Origin of the sequence: Ferrimicrobium sp., assembly GCF_027319265.1 — a bacterium.
Taxonomy (GTDB): domain Bacteria; phylum Actinomycetota; class Acidimicrobiia; order Acidimicrobiales; family Acidimicrobiaceae; genus Ferrimicrobium.
On sequence record NZ_DAHVNP010000033.1, the window covers coordinates 1 to 24,938 of the forward strand.

At 56.7% G+C, this 24,938-nt stretch carries 27 protein-coding genes; 5 read left to right on the forward strand and 22 right to left on the reverse strand.

From position 1 onward, the window contains the following. Positions 1-524 precede the first annotated feature (524 nt). The 3 genes from M7439_RS06135 to M7439_RS06145 form a co-directional block, all read right to left on the reverse strand. A complete protein-coding gene (locus tag M7439_RS06135; RefSeq protein WP_298345026.1) occupies positions 525-1,328 on the reverse strand; it encodes a formylmethanofuran dehydrogenase subunit E family protein in 804 nt (267 codons plus the stop codon). Positions 1,329-1,332: 4 nt separating this feature from the next. After that, the gene (locus tag M7439_RS06140) at positions 1,333-1,689 is read right to left on the reverse strand and encodes a hypothetical protein (RefSeq protein WP_298345029.1); all 357 of its coding nucleotides are present in this window, start codon (positions 1,687-1,689) and stop codon (positions 1,333-1,335) included. 458 nt (positions 1,690-2,147) lie between these two features. Then, positions 2,148-2,489 (reverse strand): hypothetical protein, encoded by a 342-nt coding sequence (locus M7439_RS06145; protein ID WP_298345132.1) that lies wholly within the window; start codon positions 2,487-2,489, stop codon positions 2,148-2,150. A gap of 168 nt (positions 2,490-2,657) precedes the next feature. Here M7439_RS06145 and M7439_RS06150 point away from each other — a divergent pair, with 168 nt between their 5' ends. The 5 genes from M7439_RS06150 to M7439_RS06170 all read left to right on the forward strand — a co-directional run bounded on the left by M7439_RS06150 (position 2,658) and on the right by M7439_RS06170 (position 8,193). Then, positions 2,658-3,242 carry a TetR/AcrR family transcriptional regulator gene (locus tag M7439_RS06150; protein WP_298345032.1) on the forward strand — a complete coding sequence of 195 codons (585 nt, stop codon included), beginning with the start codon at positions 2,658-2,660 and terminating at the stop codon, positions 3,240-3,242. Continuing rightward, complete coding sequence (locus M7439_RS06155; RefSeq protein ID WP_298345035.1) at positions 3,239-4,486, forward strand: YbfB/YjiJ family MFS transporter; 1,248 nt, start codon at positions 3,239-3,241, stop codon at positions 4,484-4,486. The genes M7439_RS06150 and M7439_RS06155 overlap by 4 nt, the downstream gene beginning before the upstream one ends. Before the next feature lie 528 nt (positions 4,487-5,014). Continuing rightward, entirely contained in the window at positions 5,015-6,307 is a 1,293-nt protein-coding gene (locus tag M7439_RS06160; RefSeq protein WP_298345038.1) for an NAD(P)/FAD-dependent oxidoreductase, read from the forward strand. A gap of 210 nt (positions 6,308-6,517) precedes the next feature. Beyond that, the gene (locus tag M7439_RS06165; RefSeq protein WP_298345041.1) at positions 6,518-7,606 is read left to right on the forward strand and encodes a biotin/lipoate A/B protein ligase family protein; all 1,089 of its coding nucleotides are present in this window, start codon (positions 6,518-6,520) and stop codon (positions 7,604-7,606) included. Positions 7,607-7,812: 206 nt separating this feature from the next. Then, positions 7,813-8,193: a helix-turn-helix transcriptional regulator gene (locus M7439_RS06170; RefSeq protein ID WP_298345044.1), complete on the forward strand. Its 381-nt coding sequence runs from the start codon at positions 7,813-7,815 to the stop codon at positions 8,191-8,193. A 29-nt stretch (positions 8,194-8,222) separates the two neighbouring features. On the opposite strand, the gene M7439_RS06175 is transcribed toward M7439_RS06170, so the two are convergent. The 19 genes from M7439_RS06175 to M7439_RS06265 form a co-directional block, all read right to left on the reverse strand. Further along, on the reverse strand, positions 8,223-8,834 hold the full coding sequence (locus M7439_RS06175) for a Rieske (2Fe-2S) protein (RefSeq protein WP_298345047.1): 612 nt from the start codon (positions 8,832-8,834) through the stop codon (positions 8,223-8,225). Between the two features lie 58 nt (positions 8,835-8,892). Beyond that, positions 8,893-9,381, reverse strand: a complete 489-nt coding sequence (locus M7439_RS06180) for a DsrE/DsrF/DrsH-like family protein (protein WP_298345050.1) — start codon at positions 9,379-9,381, stop codon at positions 8,893-8,895. 21 nt (positions 9,382-9,402) lie between these two features. Next, positions 9,403-9,849, reverse strand: coding sequence for a glycine cleavage system protein H (locus tag M7439_RS06185; RefSeq protein ID WP_298345053.1), 447 nt, complete (start codon positions 9,847-9,849; stop codon positions 9,403-9,405). Positions 9,850-9,851: 2 nt separating this feature from the next. Continuing rightward, on the reverse strand, positions 9,852-10,292 hold the full coding sequence (gene gcvH / locus M7439_RS06190; RefSeq protein WP_298345057.1) for a glycine cleavage system protein GcvH: 441 nt from the start codon (positions 10,290-10,292) through the stop codon (positions 9,852-9,854). Then, positions 10,285-10,590 (reverse strand): hypothetical protein, encoded by a 306-nt coding sequence (locus M7439_RS06195; protein ID WP_298345059.1) that lies wholly within the window; start codon positions 10,588-10,590, stop codon positions 10,285-10,287. The genes gcvH and M7439_RS06195 overlap by 8 nt, the downstream gene beginning before the upstream one ends. After that, on the reverse strand, positions 10,590-12,755 hold the full coding sequence (locus M7439_RS06200) for a (Fe-S)-binding protein (RefSeq protein ID WP_298345061.1): 2,166 nt from the start codon (positions 12,753-12,755) through the stop codon (positions 10,590-10,592). The genes M7439_RS06195 and M7439_RS06200 overlap by 1 nt, the downstream gene beginning before the upstream one ends. Before the next feature lie 2 nt (positions 12,756-12,757). Next, positions 12,758-13,717 (reverse strand): electron transfer flavoprotein subunit alpha/FixB family protein, encoded by a 960-nt coding sequence (locus M7439_RS06205; protein ID WP_298345064.1) that lies wholly within the window; start codon positions 13,715-13,717, stop codon positions 12,758-12,760. 26 nt (positions 13,718-13,743) lie between these two features. Continuing rightward, positions 13,744-14,514 (reverse strand): electron transfer flavoprotein subunit beta/FixA family protein, encoded by a 771-nt coding sequence (locus tag M7439_RS06210; protein ID WP_298345067.1) that lies wholly within the window; start codon positions 14,512-14,514, stop codon positions 13,744-13,746. Position 14,515: 1 nt separating this feature from the next. Continuing rightward, positions 14,516-15,823, reverse strand: a complete 1,308-nt coding sequence (locus tag M7439_RS06215) for a (Fe-S)-binding protein (protein WP_298345070.1) — start codon at positions 15,821-15,823, stop codon at positions 14,516-14,518. Then, positions 15,804-16,550, reverse strand: a complete 747-nt coding sequence (locus M7439_RS06220) for a hypothetical protein (RefSeq protein ID WP_298345073.1) — start codon at positions 16,548-16,550, stop codon at positions 15,804-15,806. The genes M7439_RS06215 and M7439_RS06220 overlap by 20 nt, the downstream gene beginning before the upstream one ends. Before the next feature lie 10 nt (positions 16,551-16,560). Continuing rightward, positions 16,561-17,607: an FAD-dependent oxidoreductase gene (locus M7439_RS06225; protein WP_298345076.1), complete on the reverse strand. Its 1,047-nt coding sequence runs from the start codon at positions 17,605-17,607 to the stop codon at positions 16,561-16,563. An 18-nt stretch (positions 17,608-17,625) separates the two neighbouring features. After that, the gene (locus M7439_RS06230; RefSeq protein WP_298345080.1) at positions 17,626-18,816 is read right to left on the reverse strand and encodes a heterodisulfide reductase-related iron-sulfur binding cluster; all 1,191 of its coding nucleotides are present in this window, start codon (positions 18,814-18,816) and stop codon (positions 17,626-17,628) included. Continuing rightward, entirely contained in the window at positions 18,813-19,505 is a 693-nt protein-coding gene (locus M7439_RS06235) for a 4Fe-4S dicluster domain-containing protein (RefSeq protein WP_298345085.1), read from the reverse strand. Before M7439_RS06235 ends, M7439_RS06230 begins: the two co-directional genes overlap by 4 nt. Positions 19,506-19,531: 26 nt before the next feature. Further along, on the reverse strand, positions 19,532-19,915 hold the full coding sequence (locus M7439_RS06240) for a DsrE/DsrF/DrsH-like family protein (RefSeq protein ID WP_298345090.1): 384 nt from the start codon (positions 19,913-19,915) through the stop codon (positions 19,532-19,534). Between the two features lie 76 nt (positions 19,916-19,991). After that, positions 19,992-20,312, reverse strand: a complete 321-nt coding sequence (locus M7439_RS06245) for a sulfurtransferase TusA family protein (protein ID WP_298345093.1) — start codon at positions 20,310-20,312, stop codon at positions 19,992-19,994. Positions 20,313-21,469: 1,157 nt separating this feature from the next. After that, positions 21,470-21,703 carry a hypothetical protein gene (locus M7439_RS06250; protein WP_298345096.1) on the reverse strand — a complete coding sequence of 78 codons (234 nt, stop codon included), beginning with the start codon at positions 21,701-21,703 and terminating at the stop codon, positions 21,470-21,472. Positions 21,704-21,781: 78 nt separating this feature from the next. Then, entirely contained in the window at positions 21,782-23,023 is a 1,242-nt protein-coding gene (locus M7439_RS06255; protein ID WP_298345099.1) for a glutamine synthetase family protein, read from the reverse strand. 19 nt (positions 23,024-23,042) lie between these two features. After that, entirely contained in the window at positions 23,043-24,011 is a 969-nt protein-coding gene (locus M7439_RS06260) for a serine/threonine-protein kinase (protein WP_298345102.1), read from the reverse strand. Positions 24,012-24,022: 11 nt separating this feature from the next. After that, entirely contained in the window at positions 24,023-24,901 is an 879-nt protein-coding gene (locus tag M7439_RS06265; protein WP_298345105.1) for a Stp1/IreP family PP2C-type Ser/Thr phosphatase, read from the reverse strand. Positions 24,902-24,938: the final 37 nt, after the last annotated feature.

Below are 24,938 nucleotides of genomic sequence, written 5' to 3' on the forward strand. Positions count from 1 at the left end.
TAGCGGTGAGATGGGCCTGGGGAGATTCAGTTCCTAACATGAAAAGAGTCTACTTGAGCTGGGAAAACCCTTCAAGCACCCCGAGATGTCCCCTCTCATTTTCTCCTCATTTTGGGGGTGGGTTGTTCAGCAGAGTCCTAGTGAACTCTCCTCCGACTCCGCATGTCTCTTTGTTCGGGGCGAAGAGCTAGCTAGAGGGAGCGCTGGTTCATGAGCATCTTGGCTCGATAATTCCAACGCAAGCGCCAAGAGCCGTAGGCGTCAATCATTGTGCAATTCCCTCAAGTCCTTGGACCGTGCCGTGTCTACGGCGAACGAGTGCAGTATGAGGAAAGAGCCATCAGGTTCTTGGTGACGCCTCAAGCGCATTTACCTTACACCTGGTGGGCTCCCCTTTTGGGTTGCGATTTGGGCATATTCCCGCTTTCCCGCTCGCACAGCATCGTCAAAGAAGCAACGTTGTCCACCTGGAAGGTCCCTCAGAGATGAGCTCCACTCTCCGGCTCATCGAGTTGCAGAAGCCCCTATGACAACAACTGCGGGCCATCGTTGTAACGCCGGACCCAAGCCTCGGGAAGAGGATCCACAGGGACATCGCTATCAAGATCAGGTTCGTAACGGGTGGTAACGACTCTGGGCGGAGCGACCGTTCGGTTGACCGTGTCGGTCCTCCTTGCTTCATGGATTGGAGGAGGAGGGCTCAATTGATCGAGGTGCTTGACATGGTAATGCTCGCTCGGGGAACTCGGTAGGAGCGCCCTGCGCACCCAATCCCATTGGGCTGCCTCGTGAACTGCAAGGAGCTCAGCCTTTTCATCCGAAGTGAGTTCGTCACGGAGCAACATCGCCTCCCATTTGGCGATGAGTTCTGGGAAAAATCCCCGTTCCTCGCGCACTTCCCAGGCCTCACCAGTGGAGAGCGATTGGACTAAGAATCCCACTCCTAACGTGTCATCGAGCCGATGGGTTCCAAATCGTGCTCTAGCACCGGTGAGGTAGGCGGCAAGGTCTCCAAGGCATGGCGAATTCTTAGAGACGACCAAGAGGTCGCTCCGGTCAAAGGGCTGATCGGGAAACACTACATCAGCGAGGGCACGCATCGCCCAGACCCCACGGAGCAATCCATCGCAAGCATGACCATGGAAAAGAACTAGATCGGTGAGGCTCACCAGCTTGGGAACGGGATCGAGCCTCCCTTGAGCCGAACGAGTGTCAATGACTTCAAAGCTAGGGATCTGAGAACCCTGGAGCCAGGCGGGCAGATGCCAAAACTTTCGCTCGATATCATCATGGGAAATTGGCCCTTCGTCGTGAGTCGTTGATTCCATGGAATCAGAACCCGATGACGGTCGCACCCTCGAGTACAAAACGTACGAAAGCGTCTCTAGCATATTGGAGGTTGATGCCTCGGTCCGACAATGTCTGTTCAGCTCCCGCCGCCTGCGCGGCGTTGAGGCATGCACCGACAGGAACACCCGCTGCAATTAACTCGTCAATCTGGGTGTTGTATGCAGCTTTCACCGGATCGCCGTCTATCGCGATTAGGGCATCTTGGGCTGGTCCAAAGCAATACACCTCTAGCTCGGCACCCTGCTCGCCTGCCACCTGACGGATACGCTCTGCGACGTGGGATCCTGCGCTGAGCGAATCCGGATCACCATGAAATAGGTGAATCACGACCTTTACCATTGGAAACTCCCTGTTATCTTTGTCTATGACATATAATACCCAACCGGGTATAGCAGCTCGATATTCCCGACTCGTTCCCAGCTCCATTCTCTGTGGGCACAAAGCAACCCAAACTCGGGCGGTTTCCCTCACATGTTTGCTGTAACTCATTCCAACCAGAAGGTCCTGCCTTGCTCCCTTGACTTCGCACTTTAATCAATGAGTCCTGTCACCACCATGGTTCGCCTCACATATCAGGTGTGACATCAATGAGGAGTGCGTGGAGAGCAAGAGTCTCTGACAATCCTGCGGATACGAGTTGGACCACAGCGCCAACGTTTGAATCGGTCGTCTCGGTCCAGACGGCGATCGACCCGGAAAGCACTTCAATTCGATGTTGCCTGCTGAGATGACGATGATGCTGCCGACATTGATCTTCCCATGATCAACGATCCAACTGTAAACCCAGTCACGACGAGTCACATCACCACGAGTAGTACAAATAGGCCAAAGCCGATGTCACCCACGACTGGGAGTGACCAAGCCTGCCCGAGTCCGATCGTTGCCACAGTCATCGCCCCGACAGGGAAGGTGAACCCCCACCGTCGCTGTCCGTAGAGGATCCCTCCCTTGAGGAGGTACCTGCCAAGGATGGCGATTGCGACCACCAACCACCAAGCATCGAACCCCCAGAGGATCGTTGCAGCAAGCACTGACAGTGGCTCAATTGGCGCAGCCGAATGACCAAAGGCGAGTGGCGTGGAGTGTGCCAGATCCAAGAGTGCAGCGGCCCCTACTCCAGCCGGTCCAGAACAATCCAGAGAGACGGAGCGGACGCAGACGGCGGGAGCGCCTCGGTGATGAGACGATCATGCAGGAGTGCCAGCACTAGGAGGAACAGGACTAGCAGCCAGCAATTCGAACATCGACACGACAGAAGTGGCACCCCAGAGCGCGCAGAATATTAACTGACCAGTTAGTATACACAAGTGATCTCATCCCAGGAAACCAAGAGTCGTCTCATCGAAGCGGCATCAGAGCTGTTTTATGCCAATGGTTTTAGCACAACCAATATTGACAAAATCCTGCAACGCTCAGGGGTCTCACGGCCGACGTTATACGTTCACTTCCCGTCGAAGGACGCTCTTCTCGTTGCCGCCCTTGAGTATCGTCACTGTCAACGCGTCGCCTCGCTGGATCAGTGGGTTCGTTCAAATGCCGAAGAACCCACCGAGCAGATCTTGGCTGTCTTTGATTGGCTGGCAAACTGGCATTCGACGGAAGGATGGCGCGGCTGTGCCTTTGTCAACGCCGCAGCGGAGGTGGTTCGTACCCCACATCCCGCGAGGGACGTCGTACGTCAGCATAAACACTGGATGCGCGATTACCTCGCTCAACTTGGGACCGATGCGGGTCTTGAGCACCCGAACCGTCTTGCAGCGCAACTCATGCTACTCATTGACGGTGCCAATGCACGAGTGCTCGTCGACGACGATCGCGCCGCCGCACTGGATGCTCGGGAGGTAGCTCGGGTTCTCATCCAGTGCCACACGAATGTCAAGCTCAACACATGAGCGCCTCATCAACTGACGACACCCGATCAGGAAACGAAGGCGCGAGAGACAGAACGGTTACCATCGTGCTCGGCCTAGCCCTTGGCCCAGCGGTCGTGCTTGGCCTGGCTCGCTTTGCCTACGCACTGCTATTGCCGTCGATGCGTGCAGAACTGTCTTGGTCGCTCAGCACAGCTGGGGCCATGAACAGTGCAAACGCCGTCGGCTATCTAGTAGGTGCGATCGCCTCTGCGTCACTTGCCCGTCGTTTCGGAACCCGCCGATCATTTTTGGCTGCACTCGGCATCACGGTGGTATCACTACTGCTCACGGCCGCAAGTGCTGACACTGCGATTTTGCTCATGCTGCGAGCGCTCGCTGGAGTCACTGGAGCCATCGCCTTCATCACTGGCGCTGGGCTCGTTGCCCAGCTTGCCGCCGGTCAAGTCACCCATAAGCCAGCGCTTCTGCTTGGTATCTACTTTGCAGGAGGCGGTGCTGGAATTGTGGTCTCAGGCCTATCCATCCCAGTATTGCTGGCGTATCTTTCACCAACAACCGGTTGGCGTTGGGGTTGGATACTCCTTGGCGTCATCGGACTCGCTGCATTGATTCCCTCCTGGCGGGCGACGAGGATGACACACGAACCACCACCCCAGCCACACCACGATCGCCGTTGGCCAGCGCGCCATTTTGTAGCGATACTCAGTTCGTATGGCTTGTTTGGCGTCGGCTACATCGCCTACATGACCTTTATCGTTGCCTTCCTGCACGATGGTGGGGCTGGGGCAACCGAGATCGTTATCTTCTGGGGTCTCCTCGGTGCCGCCTCGATCATCGGAGCCTTCTTCTGGGTTCGGCCAATCTCGAGGTTACCTCGAGCTCATGGCCTTGCCGTAATCCTGGCGACACTTGCCGCCGGTGCGCTCCTACCGCTCATCTCCCGTTCCATACCTTTCACGATGGCATCGGCTATCCTGTTCGGAGGTTCCTTCCTGGCCGTAGTGACGGCCGTCACATCAGTAACTCGACGCTCGCTTCCACCACACCATTGGACACCGGCAATCGCCACACTCACCGTAGTGTTTGCCATGGGTCAAATCATCGGCCCGGTACTCACAGGAGCTATCTCCGAGGGGTCATCGGGCCTGACCATGGGGCTTGCGGTCTCGGCCGGCCTGTTGATCGTCGCTGGTCTCGTCGCGCTCGCCCAACGATCAGTCGACACTGCCCAATCGCAGCAAATCCCAATCGCCGAGGGTTAAGTACCGGTCCACAGGTTCCGAACACCCCGCACAACTGAAAGCCGGACTCAAACCCGCTCCCCCCAACACATCTGACCCCAACCTCGAATGCACTAGCCCAAAGTGCCTCCAGAAGTACTCCATCTCAGGTCGGCGGCCTAACTACCTACCTACCTACCTACCTACCGTAGGTAGGGATTTGAAAATACGTCTAGGCAGCGCGGTTCAAGGAGTGATTCCGGGAGTAACTGTCGCTGGGAGCGTCGTACAAATCACCTGCATCTCGCACCTCGTCATTGCTCCTAGCGGTTCCACCCGATCTCGCAACCGCATTGCTTCGAGAAAGCAACACGCAATATCCCTAGAGAAAACTCACTGTCCCCATCTACCAAAGCGTATGTTTTACACAAAGCTATGGCTACGATCATCAATCGCGATGAGACAGATACGTGAGGCATCATGAATCCCACTAGGCTTAATTGAGAGCAGTGCTATTGCCCTAATGGTCCGCTGGTGTGCGGTAGGACCATGTCGAGGGAGGCCCCGAAGATGAATAATGCCAAACCAACAGTCGTGATACTCGGTAGTAGTTTTGCAGGCTTGACGGCCGCCCGCTTTCTGCGTCACCATGCGGGCGAATCCATCGATCTCGTCGTCATCGACCGAAATCCCTACTTAACCTTTGTACCCAACATCCAAATGGAGGTATTTGCAGATCGAGATCCACTCGAGAGCATGTTGATGGACACACCAAAGGTCCACTCCAAGGACGGGAACGTCTTCCTTAATGCCGAGGTAACCGCCGTCGATCCCGACGCCAAGCTGGTCCACGTGGTGCCGAACGATCGTCTTGGATCAGCGACCGAGACCGTCGCCTACGACTATCTCGTGATAGCACTTGGAAGTCGCTTGGCCTACGACAAGATCACCGGATTTGGTGAGTTTGGCGATACGGTATCCAGTACCTACTATGGCAATAAGTTGCGCCGTAAGCTCAATAACTATAAAGGTGGACCCATTGCGATTGGCTCAGCCCGTTTCCATCAGGGTCAAGAGAACAGGCCAGACTGGCTACCAACAGCAGACGCGGCTTGCGAAGGTCCACCACTCGAGCTCGCCCTCACCATGGCGAACTGGTTGAGTGAGAAGAAGCTCGGAGATGGCCACAAAATTACCCTGTTTACTCCGGGCGAGATGATCGCAGACGACGCTGGCGCTCCGATCGTTCGTCCCTTCCTCAAGATGGCCGGTGATATGGGCATGGGGTACGTGAACCAAACCCAGGACATTCAAGAGATAACGGCCGATGGCATCGAGTTTACGAACGGGACCAGCGTAGAAGCTGAGCTTAAAATCATTATCCCCGACTGGGTCCCCCACGAATTCCTCCGCGAACTTCCAATCACTGATGAACTCGGCTTTGTCCACACGGACAAGTGGATGCGTAACCCACTACACCCTGAGATCTTTGCGATCGGTGATGCTGCAGCCATTACCGTGCCAAAGCTCGGAAGTATTGGGCACCAGCAAGCTGAGATTGTAGCACGCCAGATTGCTATCGAAGTGGGTGCACCAAAAGCTCCAAAACCCGGCAAGGAGTACCATCCTGAGATTCTTTGCTTCGGTGACACCGGCGACCACAAGGGGTTCTACATCTACTCAAACGTGTGGTTCGGAGGGAAAACCAGTATCTTCAACCTTGGACATGCTTCATACGGGATGAAACTCGCCTTTAAGGAGATGTACTTCCGCACTGGAGGGCGTCCACCGAGCTTTGGCGTTCCGAGCACCCATTTACTGATGGATCATCTGCCCAATCTGTCAGAACCAGTCCCTTCATAACAAAGCTAGCACCCACCCATGAACGTGGTTCGTGGCCGTGGCGATCTCTGCATTTCTAGCGAAGTCAGTGCAGTGGAATACTTCTCTTCACCGAAGCCCGCATTGTAAGACAAACTAGTACAACAGCCAGCTGACACCACTCCAAACGGTTGAGGAGTTTGCCACAAACGCTACAAATTCTGCGAGGTATGTACTGCTAGACTCGACTCGATGAAGAACCCGACCCCAATCCGCATCATTCAGGCATTTTCCGCCTCTCCACTTGAGTCACAAGCGATCTATCATGCGATCGCGGAGGCCTTTACACAGGACACTCCCGATACGATCTGTCTTGTTCGACCGACTAAGCCCTACATCTGCATTGGCTATCATCAAGATGCACAACGCGAGCTTGATCTTGGAACAGTAGACGATCTTGGGCTTGAGGTAATTCGGCGCCAAGTCGGGGGCGGAGCCGTCTACTTAGATGCGAACCAAGTCTTTGTGCAATGGATATTCGCACCAAACTCGCTTCCCCACTCAATCGAGGCACGCTACCGACTCTTTATTGAACCAATTGTTGAGACATACCAAGAGTTGGGTATCGCTGCAGAGATGCGTCCCATTAATGACATCCACGTCAACGGTCATAAAATCGGCGGATGCGGTGCTGCACGTATCGGCAACGCTGAGGTACTTGTCTCGAGTTTCATGTTTGACATCGATCTCAAGACGATGGCCTCCGTTCTCCACGTTGATACCGAAAAGATGCGCGACAAGCTCTACCAAAATCTGCAGGAGTACGTGACGTGTATCGCTCGCGAGCTCGAACACCCTCCCGAACCTGATCGAGTACTTGCAACCTACCTCACCAAGGTGGCTCGTCTCCTCAAACGCCCGATCATGCCGTCGGAATCACCGACGGCGACTGAGCGTACTCAGCTGATCACCACCGAACAGGTGCTAGCGAATGCACAGTGGACCAATGATGGCGGAGGTCGGCGAATCGCAGGCCTCACTATTCAAGATAATGTCACCATGCATCACGCGGTCTACAAGGCTGCGGGAGGACTCATCAGATGGGTACTTTTCCTCAACGGCCAAGAGATTCTCGATGCTTCACTTGAGGGTGACTTTACGGTCTATCCTCTCGATGCTCCACTCAAGATGGCAACAGCACTCATCGGGGAACAGCTGGATCTACTCATTGGTGACAGATGGAACCACCTCTATGCCCAAATCGTCGAGGATGCACCTGGCCTCTCGTCGGAGGATCTCATGCGACCGCTTGCACAAATTGCAGCCGAAGTGCGGCGCTGACATCGCGCGATGGAGTAGTACCGACACAAGCGATAGTCTTCCCACAAACAAACCATCAGGGCTTGGCCCGCTGGTGTGAGATTAACGCGACAATGATGTCGTCAACAACCCAACCGTGGGACCTATTTGCTACCAATGGCTGACGTATGACCCCGGGCCACTTTGCAAGGCATCGTGCGCCCCTCTCGACAACTAGCCTAGAGTCAATGACCAACAGCGAGGAACTAAAGGACGAGTACGAGCTCCTTGTTTCAATCATGTGCAAAGCGCTGAATGATCCTAAGCGGCTTCTGATCCTCACCCTTCTTGGGGAGCGACCACGCACCGTCTCCAACCTCGTGGAGGAGATAGGTTCACCGCAGACCAACATCTCCCAACATCTCACCGTCCTCAGGGACCGCGGACTCGTCAATGCGACCCGAGAAGGGACCTCGGTGACCTACTCCCTCTCCCATCCCCAGATCCTCACCGCGATCACGACGCTCCGCGAAGTGATGCATGACGAGATTGACCGAAAACAACGACTCATCGCCACCGACGAAGAGCCACTCCCGACTGCAAAGGTCTCTCGACTCCGCCAGGCCTAATCTGCTATGATTCTCGATGGCGTGCAAGGCTAGACGCCAGGTAACGCTGCCACGACCCAGTACTTGCCGGCTTCTTCTACCACGCGTAGCTGCTGAAGCCCCTCATCCGCGGGTCCTCTCATTCGCTCCCCGGTGTCAATGGCGAACTGGCTACCGTGTTGGGGGCAGGTCATGACGCCATCCTCGATCACCGCACCCCCCAAGGGGCTGCCAGCATGAGGGCAGGGACCCACCAAGCAGACCGGCTTGCCCTGGCCTTTGATCAAAATCAACTCACCGAGTTCGTGTTCAACACAGGCCAGGATGCCCAGACGACCCGCTACGTCAGCGACCGAACACAGCGGGACCAACCGCGGACGTTGCGACCCCGACTCGAACTCCTTCACAAGACGCCGGAGCAAGACTCCCAGCCCACCAGAGTTCTCGATTCTGTCCGCGCCAGCTCGCTCGGCAGCAACCCAGAGATCCTGGTCCTGAACCATCGTATGGGCGATGAGGGTAGCACGGGGATTCTGCGCGCGCACCTGGGTGATCCTCGCTAGATCGGCCTCCTCCACCAATGGAAGAAGCAGCACCTCCGCAGCAACCGGATCGGATGTGAGCTCACTATTGCTCTGTCGCCTTGCACGCTCGACACTCATGCGAGCGACGCTGTCGTCCGAATCGACATAGATCAACACGAAAGGGTCAATTTCTGCCTCATATGAACATACTGATGTCAGCCTCAGCCGCCATGTTAATAAAACTCGCTGCACCGATCGGGGGTTGGATTCCGTCGATGAAATCATCCTTGCTCAGTCCGTAGAGATCCATGGTCATCTGACAGGGGTGCAGTCGAACCTCCAGATCGAGTGCCATCTCAAGCAGCTCCGTTGGAGAAGCGACCTTGTGATCGGTTGCGAGAGTCTTGATCATCTTCGTGCCGACCCCAGCAAAGTTGATCTTGCCCAACCGCAGCCGATCGGTCCCACCCGCATCGACGAGCGACTCCGCCTTCTGCATCCAGTTGCTACCCGTCACTCTGATACTGTTCTTCTGTAGCACCCGGAGGCCCCAGAAGGTGAAAAACACATCCACCTCTAGTCCCGAAGCTGCAGCAGTCGTCGCCAATATCAACACCGGCCATACCCGATCCAAGTCATTGCTCCAGCAGATCATCGCCATCTTCTTGGTCTCATCATTAGTCACGCCGAATCCCCCTTTTCCTTTCTACTCAGTACATCGAAAGCACTGAATTCCCTCGCGCTCGATCATCTCGCGATAGTGCTCGAACGCTTCTGGACCATCGACCAACCCCTCCAACTCCTCATTGGTGGAGTATTCAATCAGGTAGAGCCAGCCAACCTCATAGGGGTCTCTGTTGGCCACGGCAACATCGGCATCAAAGGCGACCCGATTATTCTCCCGGATCACCCCGGTCAACGGTGAGATCAAGGGACCCACCCACTTGGCGCTCTCTAACACCGTCAACGGCCGTCCACGCGCCACGTTCCGTCCTACCGGCTTCCAACTCAACTGCACCAACCGGCCCATCCGCGTTTGGGCAACGTCGGTCATCCCCACCCGGGCAAGCCCTCCCTCGACCTTCACCCAGACATCGGCATCGAGGTCATAGTAGCGATCGGTAGGGATAGCGCACCCGGCCCACGTCTCCATCGCTAACCGTCGCTACACGCAATTCCTTGATCATCGAGGAACGCCTTGTAGCGTTGTACCCCCTCGATGCCAGTCGCAAGTTCAGCGAGGTCACCCTCCCAATTACTCGGGGCAACTCTCGCAACCCAACCCTCACCATACGGATCCGAGTTCAAAAGTCCTGGAGTCCCCACCAGGCGTTCATTAACCACGAGCACCTCACCCTCAACAGGACAGGGCACAGGACCGACCCACTTGCCACTCTCGACGGTGGCGAGACTGCGGCCCTTCTTGATTGGCTTACCCGCGGCCTTCAAGGATACCGAGATAATCGTCTTCGCGAGATTCTGCGCCACATCGGTGAGTCCAATCACTACCTCATCACCATCGGGGCGTGCCCAAACATGCTTCTCGATCAGATAGTACAGATCCTCTGGGAGCTCGCATCCGTTTTCCTTACTCATCTCTCTCCTCTTCTCGATGATAACCAACTTCACTGGGATGTTCACCAATCAGATGTTGAACAAGGATATCCATCCCCACCAGCCTGATATCTGCTTCGTACTCCTCAATGAAACCATCCTCGGGGTGTCCACGTTTGATCGCCTGCACATAGGCCTCCTCACAGAGCGGGCAGCTGACCCGGTACGAGGGTCGACTCCCTTTTGCCGCGATGGCGACGAGTTCTGGATGACGGGCAATCAGGTGTCGATGAAGACTCTCATATCCGAGATTTTCCTCCTCACAGGTCGGACACTCCATTAGACATCCACCAGTTCGGTCGCCTCGGTCGCCTCTGCGAAGAGTTCAACGATGTCGATCACCTTCAGCGAGTCCTCAATCCCTACCGTCTTGACCGCATCAGAGAACATCGCGTAATCCTTGGGACAGGCAACGACGAAGTAGTCAACCCCAAGCCCCTGAGCCTCCTTGATTCGGTTGACCGACGGCCGTTCCTCCAGGTACGAATCATCCATCCAGATTCTTCCACCCCCGGCCCCACAACAGAAGGAGTTCGCTCCATGACGTGGCATCTCGACAAGCTCACAACCAAGTCCAGCGATCACCGCCCTCGGTGTATCAAAGATACGATTGTACCGACCCAGATAGCAGGGATCGTGATAGGTCACCCTGCGTCCTAAGCTGCGCGGAGCAACCTCCTCGGTGAACATGAGGATAGCGAGTAGCTCAGAGTAGTGGAGTACGGGCTTGTCAAGCCCAAAGGACGGATACTCATTGCGAAGCGTGTTGAAGGTATGAGGATCGGTCGTGAAGATCTTATCAAACGAGGCTTTGGAGAAGGCCGCCATATTCTGTTCAACAAGCATCTCGAAGAGCCCCTCCTCGCCTACCCGGCGTACATCGTTGCCGGCGTTACGCTCGTCATCGAAGAGAATCCCGAACGAGACCCCACTCGCATTGAGCACCTTGGCAAGCGTCTGCGAGATACTCATCAGGCGCTCATCAAAGGAGGCAAAATCACCCAAGAACCACAGATACTCAACATGCTCTTTGCGTGCATCGACGATGGGGAAGTCCAACCCCTTGGTCCAGCGTGCACGCATTCGAGCGCTCTTACCAAAGGAGTTGCCCTGGGTCGCAATATTCTGCAACGCCGACTGTAGCGTCGGCTCCATCTCTCCCCGATCAACCAACGAGCGTCTGAGCTGTACGATGGTTGGCACGTGTTCGATACCAACTGGGCAGATCTCAACACAGGCCATACACGTGGTACAGGACCAAAGCGTCTTGTCAACGATCACGTCCCCAGCGAGTTGCCCATCACCCACCAGTGGACCCGACGCCACCGGGCGAGTTTCGGTATCGAGTAGAAGAGGGATATGCCGACTGCGGTCGACCCACTGGCGAAGGTCAAGAATAAAATCACGGGGTGAGAGCGGGGCACCAGCCGTTCGCGCAGGACAGACAGCGTGACAGCGCCCGCACTTGGTGCAAGAATCAAAGCCCAATAACTCCCGTGGCGTAAAATCATCGATGGAGGAGTAGCCGGTCTTACCCTCTGGTGGCGCGGGAATACGCCTCGTCGTTGCGAGATCCCTGACGGCGAGATTGGTCGGGGAAGCCAACATATGCCACGCCTTTGACCAGGGAATATAGGCAACAAATGCAAGAGCCATCCCGACATGGACCCACCACAACCAGGCATGAATCGCCCGAGCACCGGCCGAGCCGACACCGAGCGAGACCAGCCCCTTACCAACCAGATAACCCAGCCAGGTCCAGCGCTCAAAACTCGGAAAACCCTCACCATCGATGCGCAATCCCTGAATGAGGATCCCGGTGAGAAGGATTAGCAGGAGACCCACTACAAAGACCTGATCGCCGATCACGATCTTGGCCCTGGAGTACCCTCCCTCTGGACGTTGTGCCCGCGTGTAGTCGAGCGCAGTCTCGCGCGAGAACCAACGCCGATAGGTGAGCAGAATAGTTCCCACCAGCGCCGCTAAACCAGCCAGGTCAAAGACGGCGTTGTAGCCTAGATAGAACGGACCCTGAAAGAAGCTGTAGGTATGTCCGGTGATGAACCGGGAAGCATTGCCAAGGATATCGTAATCAAGGCTCAGAATCGAGGTTGCAAGAAAGAGCCCGATGAATCCCCAAAACAGCAGGAGATGGCTCACCCCAACCTTTCTCTTCGACTTGGTGACCGTCTTGTTCGCAGCGATGGTGACCAAGGAACTCGCGAACTTTGGACGCTCTGACACCTCCGGGATATCTCTGGCATCGCGTCGCCGCAACCAGGAGAAGGACGCTGAGCGCCTTCCGTGGTTATATTCGATGACCCGCTTGAAGAAGCCGGTAAAGAAGATCGCCAAGACGACGACGGCGAGAAGATAGAACACCATCTTCGCCGTCTCGGTCTCGCCCCCGAAAATCTTCCTCGTCTCGATGACCCCAACCAGCACCCTCAGCCTCCGACTTGATCAGTCAATTCCGGAACGAGGTCGAAGAGATCCAAGGTAGTGCCGTAGTGGGCAACCTCAAAGATCGGTGCTTTTGCGTCGGTGTTGCAGGCGATGATGACATCGGCGCTGCGCATCCCCTCAAGATGTTCGGGTGCCCCCGAGATTCCAAAGGCGAGATAGACCGTCGGCTTGACCTTCTTGCCTGACTTACCGACCTGGTGGGGCTTTGGCAACCAACCCTGGTCGATCACCGGACGTGAGGCAGAGAGTGGTGCCTTCAACGCCTCGGCCAACTCTGCCACCAGTTCAACATTCTCCTTGGAGCCAATGCCCCGCCCAACCGACACGAGAAGCGGTGCAGCGGTGATGTCCACACCACTGCTGTCGGGCTCGCGAAGCTCAATCGCAACACCTTTCGCACTCACTAGTGCCCCACCGACATCGACCACTTCACGTCTTGGCTCACCGGCCACTCGCCCAGCATCCGAGCCAAACGAACCCGGGACCACCGAGAGCACCGCCGGGAAGGCATCGATCTCCACCTCCGACATCAACTTGCCGCCATAGAGCTGCGAGGTAACCACCAGCGAACCCCCCTCCAGCACCGCGTTTGTGACGTACGAGGCGAGCACACCGCCTAATTGGGTTGCCAAGGCACCAGCCAGGTCGATCCCCACCGTACCGGTACTGACCAAAACGACCTTCGGGTTGGCGCTGCGGATGACCTCCCCAAGCGCCACCTCCCACTGCGGCGCACAGTACGCGGCCTCCATGCCACGCATCGAGAAGAGCACATCAGCCACCCCAAAAAGATCTTGGCCAGAGGGCTCACCAGCGAGCGCGAGCGCCAGCTCACCCGAGAAGCCATCGCTGAGCTCGCGGCCCTTTCCTAACAGCTCATAGGTAACATCGGGGACCTCCCCTGCTACCGCCTCAGCTATAACCAACACATCAACCGACATCGGACCTTCCTTTCACACCTCCGGGACTATACAAGACCCTTGGACTTGATAATCTCAATGATCTCCGCTGCCACTTCCTTGGGGGAACCCTTGAGCATGGTCGCTCCGGCTCCCGTCGACTCAGGGGGATAGAGCCGGCGGACCTTCACTTGAGCAGTAGTGTCGCCGACTTCGACCTCGTGTTCAGCGATCTCGCCCGTCTGCATCGCCTGGCGAATTCTTGAGATAGGCGCATACCTTGGTGTCTGCTTGGCGGCTTGGATGCCGAGCACCGCTGGTAAATCGAGTTCGCTCACCCCCAGGAGTCCACCGCCCATCTCTTGGGTTACCCTGACTTTGGTGTCAGACCCCTCGACGCCAACCACCACCGCCGCGTGAGGAACCTCCAGCAGGGAGCCGAGGATACCGGCGAGCTGACCATCTAAGTCATCGGCAGCCTGTACCCCAGTGAGGACCAGATCAAATGGCTCGCCAGCGAGGAAGGAGGCGAGGCGTTGGGCACGTTCGCGTGAACGAACCCAGCCATCCGGATCATTCCCCGTTAACTTGACCACTCGATCAGCCCCCTTGGCCAACGCCGCATAGAGCGTTTGATCAACGTCTGGCTCATCGAGGGCAACGACGGTCACCGACGCCCCTAACGTATCCTTTAACGTCAACGCCTCCTCGAGGGCAGCCTCATCCCACTCATTGGAGACGAACTTGACAAACTCGCGGTCGATATCAGTCCCTGCATCGTTGACCTCCAACTCCTCAACAAGGTCCGCTAACTGCCGCATGGCAACGACGATCTGCATCTCAACTCCTCCAATCCTCTCCTCGCATCGCGATATCTACCATCTCGGCTATATCCATCACTCGTAGCCCTTCGTTACCCGTCGATTTTGCCGCATCCTCAAATCTGGATACCTCGTAGGGACATGCGACCGCGAGAATGTCGGCACCGGTTGCCGCCGCCTCCCTCACCCGTCGTTCGGAGAGTCGCTCCGAGAGCTGATTTGCATTGAATCCATCGAGCCACATGCCACCTCCCCCTCCGCCACAGCAGTATGAGTTCTCCCGGCACCTTCCCATCTCGAGCAGTTTGACACCGGGTATTGCCTCGATGATCTTGCGCGGTGCCTCATACTCCCCATTGTGCCGTCCTAGATAACACGGATCATGGAAGGTAACGGTGGCATCAAGGCTTCCCGCAAAGTCAATCTGATCGAGAAGAGGGGCCAGCAGCTGCGAGTAGTGAAAGGCCTCGAAGGTGTGTCCATACTTTGGATAGATCTTCTTCAAGGCATTGAACCCATGTGGATCTGGGGTGACGATACGGTTGAACTGATACTTCGCGAGCACATCGACCACCTCCTCCATCAAGGACTCAAAGAGACCCTTCTCGCCCGCCAGTCGCTGCGAGTCTCCCAACGTCTTCTCCTCGGCGCCCAAGATAGCAAAATCGACATTCAAGCTGGTCATGATGCGTGCAAAGGCTTGCGCAGCCTGTTGGCCCCTGGGATGGAAGCTCCAGTAGTCCTCCACATAGAACAACACATCGACAGGACTTGGGTCACTTGCCAACACGCGTACCTCTACTCCAGCGCCCTTGGTCCACGCGTGTCTTCGACGCGGATTCTCGCCTAAGGCATTCCCATAGCGAAACGTCTTCTCCATCACCTGTTGGAGTTCGTCAGGGATGGTCCCCTCGACCATCGCAACCTCACGTACGGCTGGCATTACCTCGATCATGTTCACCTCTTTGGGGCAGACGCGAAGACAGTTGCCGCAGGTGGTACACTTCCAAAGCTCATCAGATTTGAAGAGATCAAGGCCTGTCTGGACGGCCCGGTGAATCTTGCGGGGACCATACTCCGACACCAGATCGACCGGACACACCGGAACACACTTGCCACAGCCGAAACAGTATTCGAGGGAGTTGCCACCCTCGAGCGCAGCGATCTTTGCAAAGCCTGCCGCGCTATAGTCGGTCAATACCCGCGAATGGAGCATCCTTGAGGACGAACCTGAGACGTCCCACTCTCTTCCAGAGAGTGACGACGTGACAATAGCTTCGTCTAATTCGGACACTCCGGCGGGTTGCTTAGTACCCCCTATTGGCATCAACCTCTCCCTTCACCCCGAGAATACGCCCCATAAACTCACCCAGATCGGGGAGGAGGCTGTTGAACTCCTTGGTCATCCGCATTTTGATCACCGTGGATGAATAGATGCCATAGACCCCTGCAAGAAAGACATCAAGACCGTACGGACTCTGCTCGGCCGATACCGGCAGGAGGGAGGCCGCACTCAGGGTCTGGCGAAGATACTCTGAGGCAAAACGTACCTGTGCGTAGGTCTTGGCGTCATCGATCCCGTATAAGACAACGGGATCCTCGACGATCAGGGCGAGCGCACCCGTCTCCTGCTCGGGATCGAGGACCCACCGACGCCACAGCGGATGGGTCAACGGATCGACGATATGGAGCACTTCGGAGGTCAAGTCCCGCAGAAGTCCCTGGTCTTCGTAGCCACACCCTCCAATCGTGGTAAAGACCACTAGCGGGTCTTCCCCTTTCTTGGCGAGTTCTATTCCGTCGATGAGCACCGCAAGGTCCGCCTGGGCCATGAGTTCTCTGCGATGACGGCGCACACCAAAGATGAATCCGCACAACTGCGAGAAGATCTCTGGGCCTTCATCCAGTCGATCGATCAGCGCGACCGCTCTCTGCCTACGTTCCGCCAACTTCTCCACCAACGACACCTGGGTGGACTTCGCCACCTGAAGCGCAATCGCTGTCGAAAACTCCTGCGCGGCTTCGAGATCGGCCAGTTGGGTCTGGGTCATCATCTGGTACCACCTAGGCCAAGGCGTGGAGGTCTCGAACCGCCTTCGCGGCCGCCAAACCACCACTGGAGGCGCAATCCTCTAGATCACTCGGCCCAAGGGCGGCCCCCACCGCGTAGATGCCCGCTACCGACGTCGATACCGTGTCGAGGGGAGAGTGAGCGGCCTCAATGAAGCCGTACTTATTTTGCTTGACGCCAAGAAGTGCTGCCATCTGCCGCGTTCCAGGGGAGGCCTCCATGCCGACGGAGAGCACGACGAGATCCATCAGAACCTCCATTGGACGGCCCATCGTGGTGTCCTCGCCTCGCACAAGAAGTTTGCCATCCTTAGGGAGTACCTCGGTGATAATTCCCTTCACATACTGCACGTGATGCTTCTCCTGGGCAGGCCAGTAGATCTGGTTTTCCCAATATCCATACATACGCATGTCGATGTAGAAGATAAAGACCTCAGCCGAAGGAATCAACAACTTGATCTCCGTAGCCTCCTTCGAGGCGACGCCGCAGCAGACCTTTGAACAGTACTCGTTTCCGATCTGTCGATCACGCGAACCCACGCACTGGACGAAACAAATCCGTTGCGGAGTCTCGCCATTGGAGGGTCGCGTCACCGCACCCTCTTTCAACATCGCCTCAAGATCCTGAAGGGCAATGACGTCAGGGAACTCGTAGTAACCGTAGAGCTGTGTCTCACGACCGGGATCAAAATGGGTGAACCCAGTGGCAATGACGACGGAGCCAGCTTGCACCTTGGAGGTCGTAGAACCCGTCAGGACATCGAGCGCGAAGGGAGCATGGTCACCCGACACCCCCACCACCTTGGAGCTCGTGAGGATCTCGACATTCTCAAAGGATGTCAGTTGTGTGATGAGTCTGCCCATCACCTCCTCCGCGCTCTCAAGGTACGGCGTCAGCGACGCATAGTTCTCCTCAATCGGACGACCACCAAGATATGCATTCTTCTCTATCACGGTCACTGGTGCTCCCAGCTCAGCCGCGGCGATCGCCGCCGAGATCCCAGCTGGACCACCACCTATGACGACCAATCGTTCTTGCATCGTTACCTGCCCCGTTCCCTATGCGTCAACATCTGCCCAGGTGAGGAACTCTTGTCCCCCACTCTGAAGCCGCTTGGCATCCGCTTGAAACTCAGCCCAAGCCGCCTCCCAGTCAATACCCATCTTTTCGAGCAGTGGACGATAGTTCGTCGAGTGCCAATGCAGCTGCGCCACTTTGAACGGGTGCGCACCCATCGCTAGCGCGGCGAACTGGGCCTCGCTCATGACCGGGACGCCGACGTTGCGCTCATGCGCCTGCGCCGCAAACTGGCTCTTGTCAAGCGCCGTCACGCAACCGGTATCATGGGTCAAGACCACATCAGGATCGGCCTCTTCCTTCATCACTTCGATCTTCCTCAGCGTTGCAAAGGAGCGGGTGAAGTCACGCTGCACGAGGATATGGCGAAAGCCAAACCCACAGCAATCAAAGAAGGTGGAGTAACTCCGTAAATCAGCCCCCAGCGCTAGTACGAGCCCACTCACTGCGGCCGTCCGCTGACCGTGATAGACATCGGGATCGAAGATCGCATCTCCTTCGACAAGTTTGTAGTAATGACATGCGGGGTGCACCGTCACCGCGATGCCAGAGACGTCGCGCACGGCCCGCGCACTGATCTCATCACGCACCGCATAGAGCCACTCTGAATAATGAATGATCTCCTCTGGCAGTACCAACTGTTTGCCGAGCCGATGGAGCACCTTGGTCACCTGCTGGCGGAGCGCCCCATCGTGGAGCAGCTCTGCCCGAACCTCCTTGTAATGACCGTACGAGGTGCCACAATGGATCAGTGGGAAGTTGCCCGTCTCATAGGCCGCCGCAAAATTCCTCACTGCCACCGCTGCCTGGGCCGCTTGGTTCGAGGTAGCCGACGCATAGTAATTCCAGGCGGTACAGGAGGTTTGATCCTCCGGGTCGATGTAATCATAACCGAGCTTGCGCATCAACCAAAAGATCGAGGTCGAGTAGCCCGGAATGTGACCGCACTGCCCACATGACTTGTGATGCCAAAGGTTCGCCTTTTGAATTTTCTTGATGACCCCGTACTTGGTGGGAACCTCCACAAAGTCGCCGGTAATCCGCTGTACGACAAGCTCACCCTCCGCTTCCAACTCGAAGAGACGCTCATGAAAATCCTCTGAACGACGATCCGGACCCCGTTCAAACTTCTCCTTCTTGCCAAGAATTACCGAGACCGCACCATCACTCATATCTCTATCCCTTCTTCCTCTAACTTCTCTTCCATAATCTCTTCAAGAATCATGTGGATTCCTTGATCTACCTGTGCAATCATGTCCAATGCCCCTGTCTCTAACCAGATAACGTAGAGCTCTACAAGCGTTCTATCAGCTACTTTCCAGCCCGTCGTTGTGGTGTGCATCGTCTCAGGAGGGAGCATTCTGCGCCATAGATCGAGGTTCTCTGAGACATCCTTGACTTCAGGGCCCCAGTCGGGGAATGCATCAGGTTGGAGCATGTCAGGGGAGACCTGAGTTCCTGTCGACATGATCTTGTAAATGATTCGGGAGTACCCAGCGAGGGCATCCTTGGCAGAGTGGAGACCCTCCTTGACCGCAACTTCACGCATAATGGTTATGACCCCCCCTGGGTTATTGCCCCTTGGGCATCGCAGACAGGAAAAACACTGTGAACACTCCCAGATGTCCTCCTGCATCTGCTGGAACATCAGGTCGATATCACGTCGGGCTGCCGCTTGGGCAATCCGGCGTGGTGAGAAGTCGTAGAACCGTGCAGAAGGACAGGCAGCAACGCAGATTCCACACTCGTAACAACCATAGAGGTAGTCACCAAAGCGTGCATCGGTCATGACCTGCCCGATCAGCCGTTCCTTCTCTCCACGATCTACATCGGTATACCCTGCTACATGATCTCTCTTCATGTACGGGTCGAGCGTCGCTGCCGGCATTAGAACGACACCACCGCATCCGCGTTCATGGCGAGATCGTTGAAGGCGGCACCGCCAATCATCTCCACGCCATCGATCAACTCCTCGATCGCAAGATCATTGAGATCGAGCGAGGGTTGGCAGACCCAAAGACGCACGCCAAGATCTGTAGCCTGTTTCACAAAGTAGGAGAGCCGTTGACCTCGGTCGCCTTTTGGACCAATCTTGTCAACTACCGTCTTCTTTAGGAGCTGAGGACCGTACATCGTGAAATAGATCCCCACCTCCACCTCCATCGCAGCGGCGGACGCTGCCAGGAAGAATGGGGTAGCACAACGACCAGGATCGTTCTCACCGTGCGTCTGCACATAGAGCACTTTCCCCTCGAACTCACCGGTCCACATCTTCTCTCCCCCTCACTTATCGTGCGACACAAACACGCAAATTGACCTGAAACCGTCTTTGGAAAAGAACTAGGGTCTATCCACCCCGTTTGAGTAGAACATGAAATACATCGCCCTCTTTGGTGATCCCCAGCAGTTCATTACCGGTCCTAGAGGTCCACGCATTCATGTCCGGCTCGACCCCTGGATCAGTCGCGAGAAGCTCAAGCACCTCACCCGGTTGTAACTTCTTGATGGCCTGCGACGTCTTGATAACGGGTAACGGGCACTGTAGTCCCTTGCAATCCAAAATCTCCGTCGGCTGCTCAACCATACGCCCCCCTTTTGGCACACCTCGCACTGCGCACCCGATCTCCCCTACGATCGCGGCACGCCGTACCGGTACAAACATGCGCATTCACTCATGTTCGTACCTAATCATGTCACCATATCACAGCGCAGTGACGTTTGTGTGAATTTTAAAAACATTTCTGCAGCCTCGTCTTCTCGCCCTCGCGATCTGGCCATACTTAGCTTGGCTTGTCATAGTCGCATAGACTTTCGTCAGGTGTTCGCATCCCGCAGCCCCAAGAGATCATGGATCACGCTGGGTGTATTCTTGGCGATAGCGATCATATTGGGGTGGAGTTTGGCCGCCCTCCTGCATCGCACGCCCGTGCCAAGCGAGCACGATGGCGAGGTGCTCTTTACCCTGACGGACCTTCGCACCGCGTCGGTCGGCTGCGAGATGTTCGCTACTCGGGCGGGCGCGAACCGATAATGTCCATCGGACTTACACTGGAATATTCGGAGAGCACCTGATCAGAAGTGGACAGTCACCATCCGTGTAAGCGATCCGGCATCAGTACTCGTGATGGCCCCACTCCAAGTCACCCAAGGACGTGGCCTCGACACCGACTGGATCGGGCAATCACGCTCGCAAGAGCGCGCTGATCTCTGGCCGAGTCCTGGGCAGGCGACGACTTTCGTGGCTCAAGCATTTTGGGTGATCATTCACTGATAGGGACATATGATCCGAGGATAGCTACCCTCGTGGACGGAGGATCGACCTCAGTTCTCTTTGAGCGAACCAATCGAACGTTTCTACTTCCCGGTGAAGCATTTGGGACTGTCGTGGTGCCCCCGGCCCAACTTCCGATTCCGTGATGACCTATCCATGACGCTGGGCTCGTGCTTGTCAGGCAACGATACGAGCGTCGAGAGCACTATCGCTGCACCCAGACAGTGCGAGTGAACAAAGCGGTCGCACAAGAAGCTGGCGAACTGGCATCGTGTTGAGCGCCACGACAAGACTCACTGGCGCGCCTCAACTACCTCATCGTCGGTTCTCGCTTCTAGGCCCTTGGGTTGCCGAGTGGTACATCTATTTGTCACTCCACACCAAGTATTTGTCTCTCGACATCGAGCAGTCGCCCACCCCTCATATCAATGCGACGTACCAGACGAATCAGGACAACTCGAGCCTCGCGCCTCCGACGAGCGACCCAACCTCGAGGGGATCACCGTCTCGGCGGGCAGAACCTCCGCTACGAGCTGTGCGACACGATCATCTCACTACCGGTGGCGGCGGAGGTAAGCTCCGGCAGCAGCCCGCAAGTAGAGCACCCCAATCCCAACTGCGACCACCACCGGGATCAGGGTCCAACTCGCATGGAGATACAGCCCGCAGACAGCACCTGCCACCATCCACATCAGCGCAAGCCCCACGAGCAACAACGGAGAGGCATTGCGTCTTCCGACCTCATAGGTCGCCCCTGGGGTATACGGCCGAGCATGTGCGGGTGTCATGGGACCAACCTACTCCTTCACCAACGGCAATGTCCGCGCTGTATCAAGAGCTTTACCGAGCTGTTACACTCCAGAAACTTAGCGGCTACCCAGATAGCGTTGTTGTTCCCAATCACTGACATATCCCTGTGACGCCTCCACCTCGGCCATCAGGTCCTCGCTGTACCTGTTGATGAGGCGGTCGTCAAAGCAGTCGATCAGCTGATCATCGGCGACCAGTTCACGAATCGCCTGTTCTAGGCTGCGTGGCAACTGCGTTGGTGCTGTCTCAACCTGGGCAAGACCAACGCCTTCCACGCTCTCCTCCAGTGGAGCCGGCAACTTCGCCTGCCCGATGACACCGGTCTCGGCGGCAGCGAGCAACGCAGCGATCACCAGATAAGGATTTGCCGACGAGTCCGAGCCACGGTACTCAATCGAGACGAACCCTTCACTCTTGCGACTCAGCCGCACCAAGGCCGACCGACTCGCCTGCGCCCACGTCGCGTGACTCGGCGCCTCGGCGCCCCGGTGCAGACGCCGATACGAGTTAATGGTTGGAGCGCCAAAGGCACAGAGTGCACTCGCGTGCTGCAAGACTCCGCCGATGATCTGTTCCACTCGCATCGCATCGGTGGGATCTTCGCCGGGTACCACCTGATGGATATGCATGCCAGACCCCGGCAACTCGTTCAGCGGTCGTGCCATAAAAGTTGCTATGAGTCCCTCGGCGTACGCCAGGTCAGCGATGATCGTTCGTGCGTTCATCAACGTATCGGCGAGTGCGAGCGGGGTCGAGCCGGTGAGATTCACCTCGTATTGCCCTGGTCCTGCCTCGTGGTGGGCTGCGCTCAGGGGAACATTGAGCGAGAGGAGCTGCTCCGCCGTCTTGGCAAGCAGTCGTTCCCCCTCTCCGCGTGCATACGAAAAATAGCCTTCCCCATCGACCGGTGTAAAGTCCGGGCGTAGAAGGTACCATTCGAGTTCTGCTGCGCCCTCCCAGTCACCTGAGGCGATGGAGGTCGTGGCCACCATCTGACGGAGGGCATGGCGGGGATCAAGTGGCCAAGGGCTACCCTCTTCGTCAAAGAGATCACAGATGACACGACCCGAACCCTGACCGCTCGGCAATAAGGTCGTTGGGTCTGGTTTGAGCACAAGATCAGTCTCGATGAGTCGGTTGCGTCCCTCTAGCGCCGAACCATCGACCCGCACTCCCTCACTGATCGCTTGATCGAAGGTTGCACCAGGGATCTGCACTGCACGGGCCGTTCCGCTGAGATCGGTGAAGACCAACTTCACCCAAGCGAAATCGCCACCGCCTCCTAGGTTCTGACTCAACGACGATCCCCTTTCTCTTCTACCTGACGACAAGCGCGATCACGACCACCACAATGATGGCGCTCACAAACCCTACAGCAACCAGCCCAGCCCGACGGAGGTAACTTCGTGTGGTCGTCGGTTGCACCTCGCCCATGGGTGCCTCCACTGAGAAATCAAAGATCGCTGGATCGATCGTTGCGGGTTCGTTGAGATCAAGGAGGAGCGCATCAGCACTCTGATATCGGTGCTCTGGGTAGCGGCGAAAGCTATGCATCACGACCCCCTCGACATTGGGAGGGATGTCTGGATCACGTTCTCGCAGCGGCAGTGGACTTCCTTGCAGATGTCCAGCCATCACCGCTAACCAGCTGTCGCCCTCGAAAGGGACGACGCCGGTGAGCAGTTCATAGAGGATGATTCCCCAGCTGTAGAGATCACTACGGGCATCGCCACGCTGACCCCGTATCTGTTCAGGACTCATATAGTCAGGGGTACCCTGGGCCAGCGAAAAGTGTCGCCAGGTAAGTCGGCGCGCCCCGAGGCTTACCGCACTGCCAAAGTCGCTGATCGCAACGGAGTGATCGGCGGAGATGATCAGATTCTCCGGTTTGAGATCGCGATGCACCACCCCATGTGCATGAAGATAGGCGAGGCCGAGCGCGATCTGGCGACCGATGTCGATCGCCTCCGCAAGAGGTACCCGTCCTTGTTGGGCCATCCACTCGCGAAGGGTTTGACCCGCTCGGTACTCATGCAACAGATACGGTTCACTCGGATGCTGGGGCACCGGCAACGCCCGCTGCACATTTGGATGCTCAAGCGAGAGGGCCAGGGTGCGCTCCCTGGCGAACCGGGCATAGAGCTGGGGGTCGGCCAAGAGCTCAGGATTCGGGAACTTTACCACCACTTCTCGGTCCCCGCGTTGATCGATGGCGAGCCAAACAGTCGCATACGCACCTTCACCAAGTGGCTCCTTCAGCACAAAACCATCAATCGAATCTCCCACCTGGTGTCCCATCAAGGCGTTCTCCTGAACCAGCGGCTCGACGTGCTGGTGAGCTGGGTCGGGCCTTGTTGCTCATGTACCCGAATAATCATGATCGTTACGTTATCGGGTGCTCCACGATAGATGGCCAACTTGTTCAATTCCTCGACCACATTCGCGACCTGGGCCATCGCATCGCCAACCTCGTCATAGAGCGCCTGGACCATCTCCTGCGGTGAGATGAGATCCCACAGCCCGTCTGAGCAGAGGACCAACACGTCACCCGTAGTTAGCTGCCGTTGGGTAACATCAGGTGAGATGGCGAGCTCTCTGCCCAGGCACCGCGTAAGTACCGAACGCGCTGGGTGACTCGCGGCTTCGGCTGGAGAGATCAGCCCTCGTCGCATCATCTCCCCCACCTGAGAATGATCACTCGTGAGTTGTTCGACCTTGCGTCCACGGATGAGGTAGCACCGCGAGTCACCGACATGTGCCACGAGGGCGGTGTCTGACGAGATGGCCAGTGCTGTCAGGGTGGTGGCCATGCCGTTGTTATGACAACGCAGCGCCTCATCGAGGACTGCTTGATTGGCCAGTCGAAATGCGTTTCGCAGTCGGTTCTTGATCGATTTCTCCGACGACGTGCGCCAAGTGGCTACAGCCGTCTCAACCGCAAGACGACTTGCCACCTCACCGGCATCGTGTCCACCGAGACCATCCGCCACAAGGAACAAAACGCCGCCAACTGTCTCCTGGTCTTCTACTGCAGCGGCATAGTCCTCGTTCGCCTCCCGCACCAGACCGCGATCCGATCGCAGGCTCCAGGTCAAACCTGCACCAGCACCCGACGCACGCAACAGACCATTGCCCCGCAGACGCGGTTCCCCAGACCAATCCGACATCTGAGCCATACGACTCCTCAACTCGTGACCATCGACGAGGCAAACG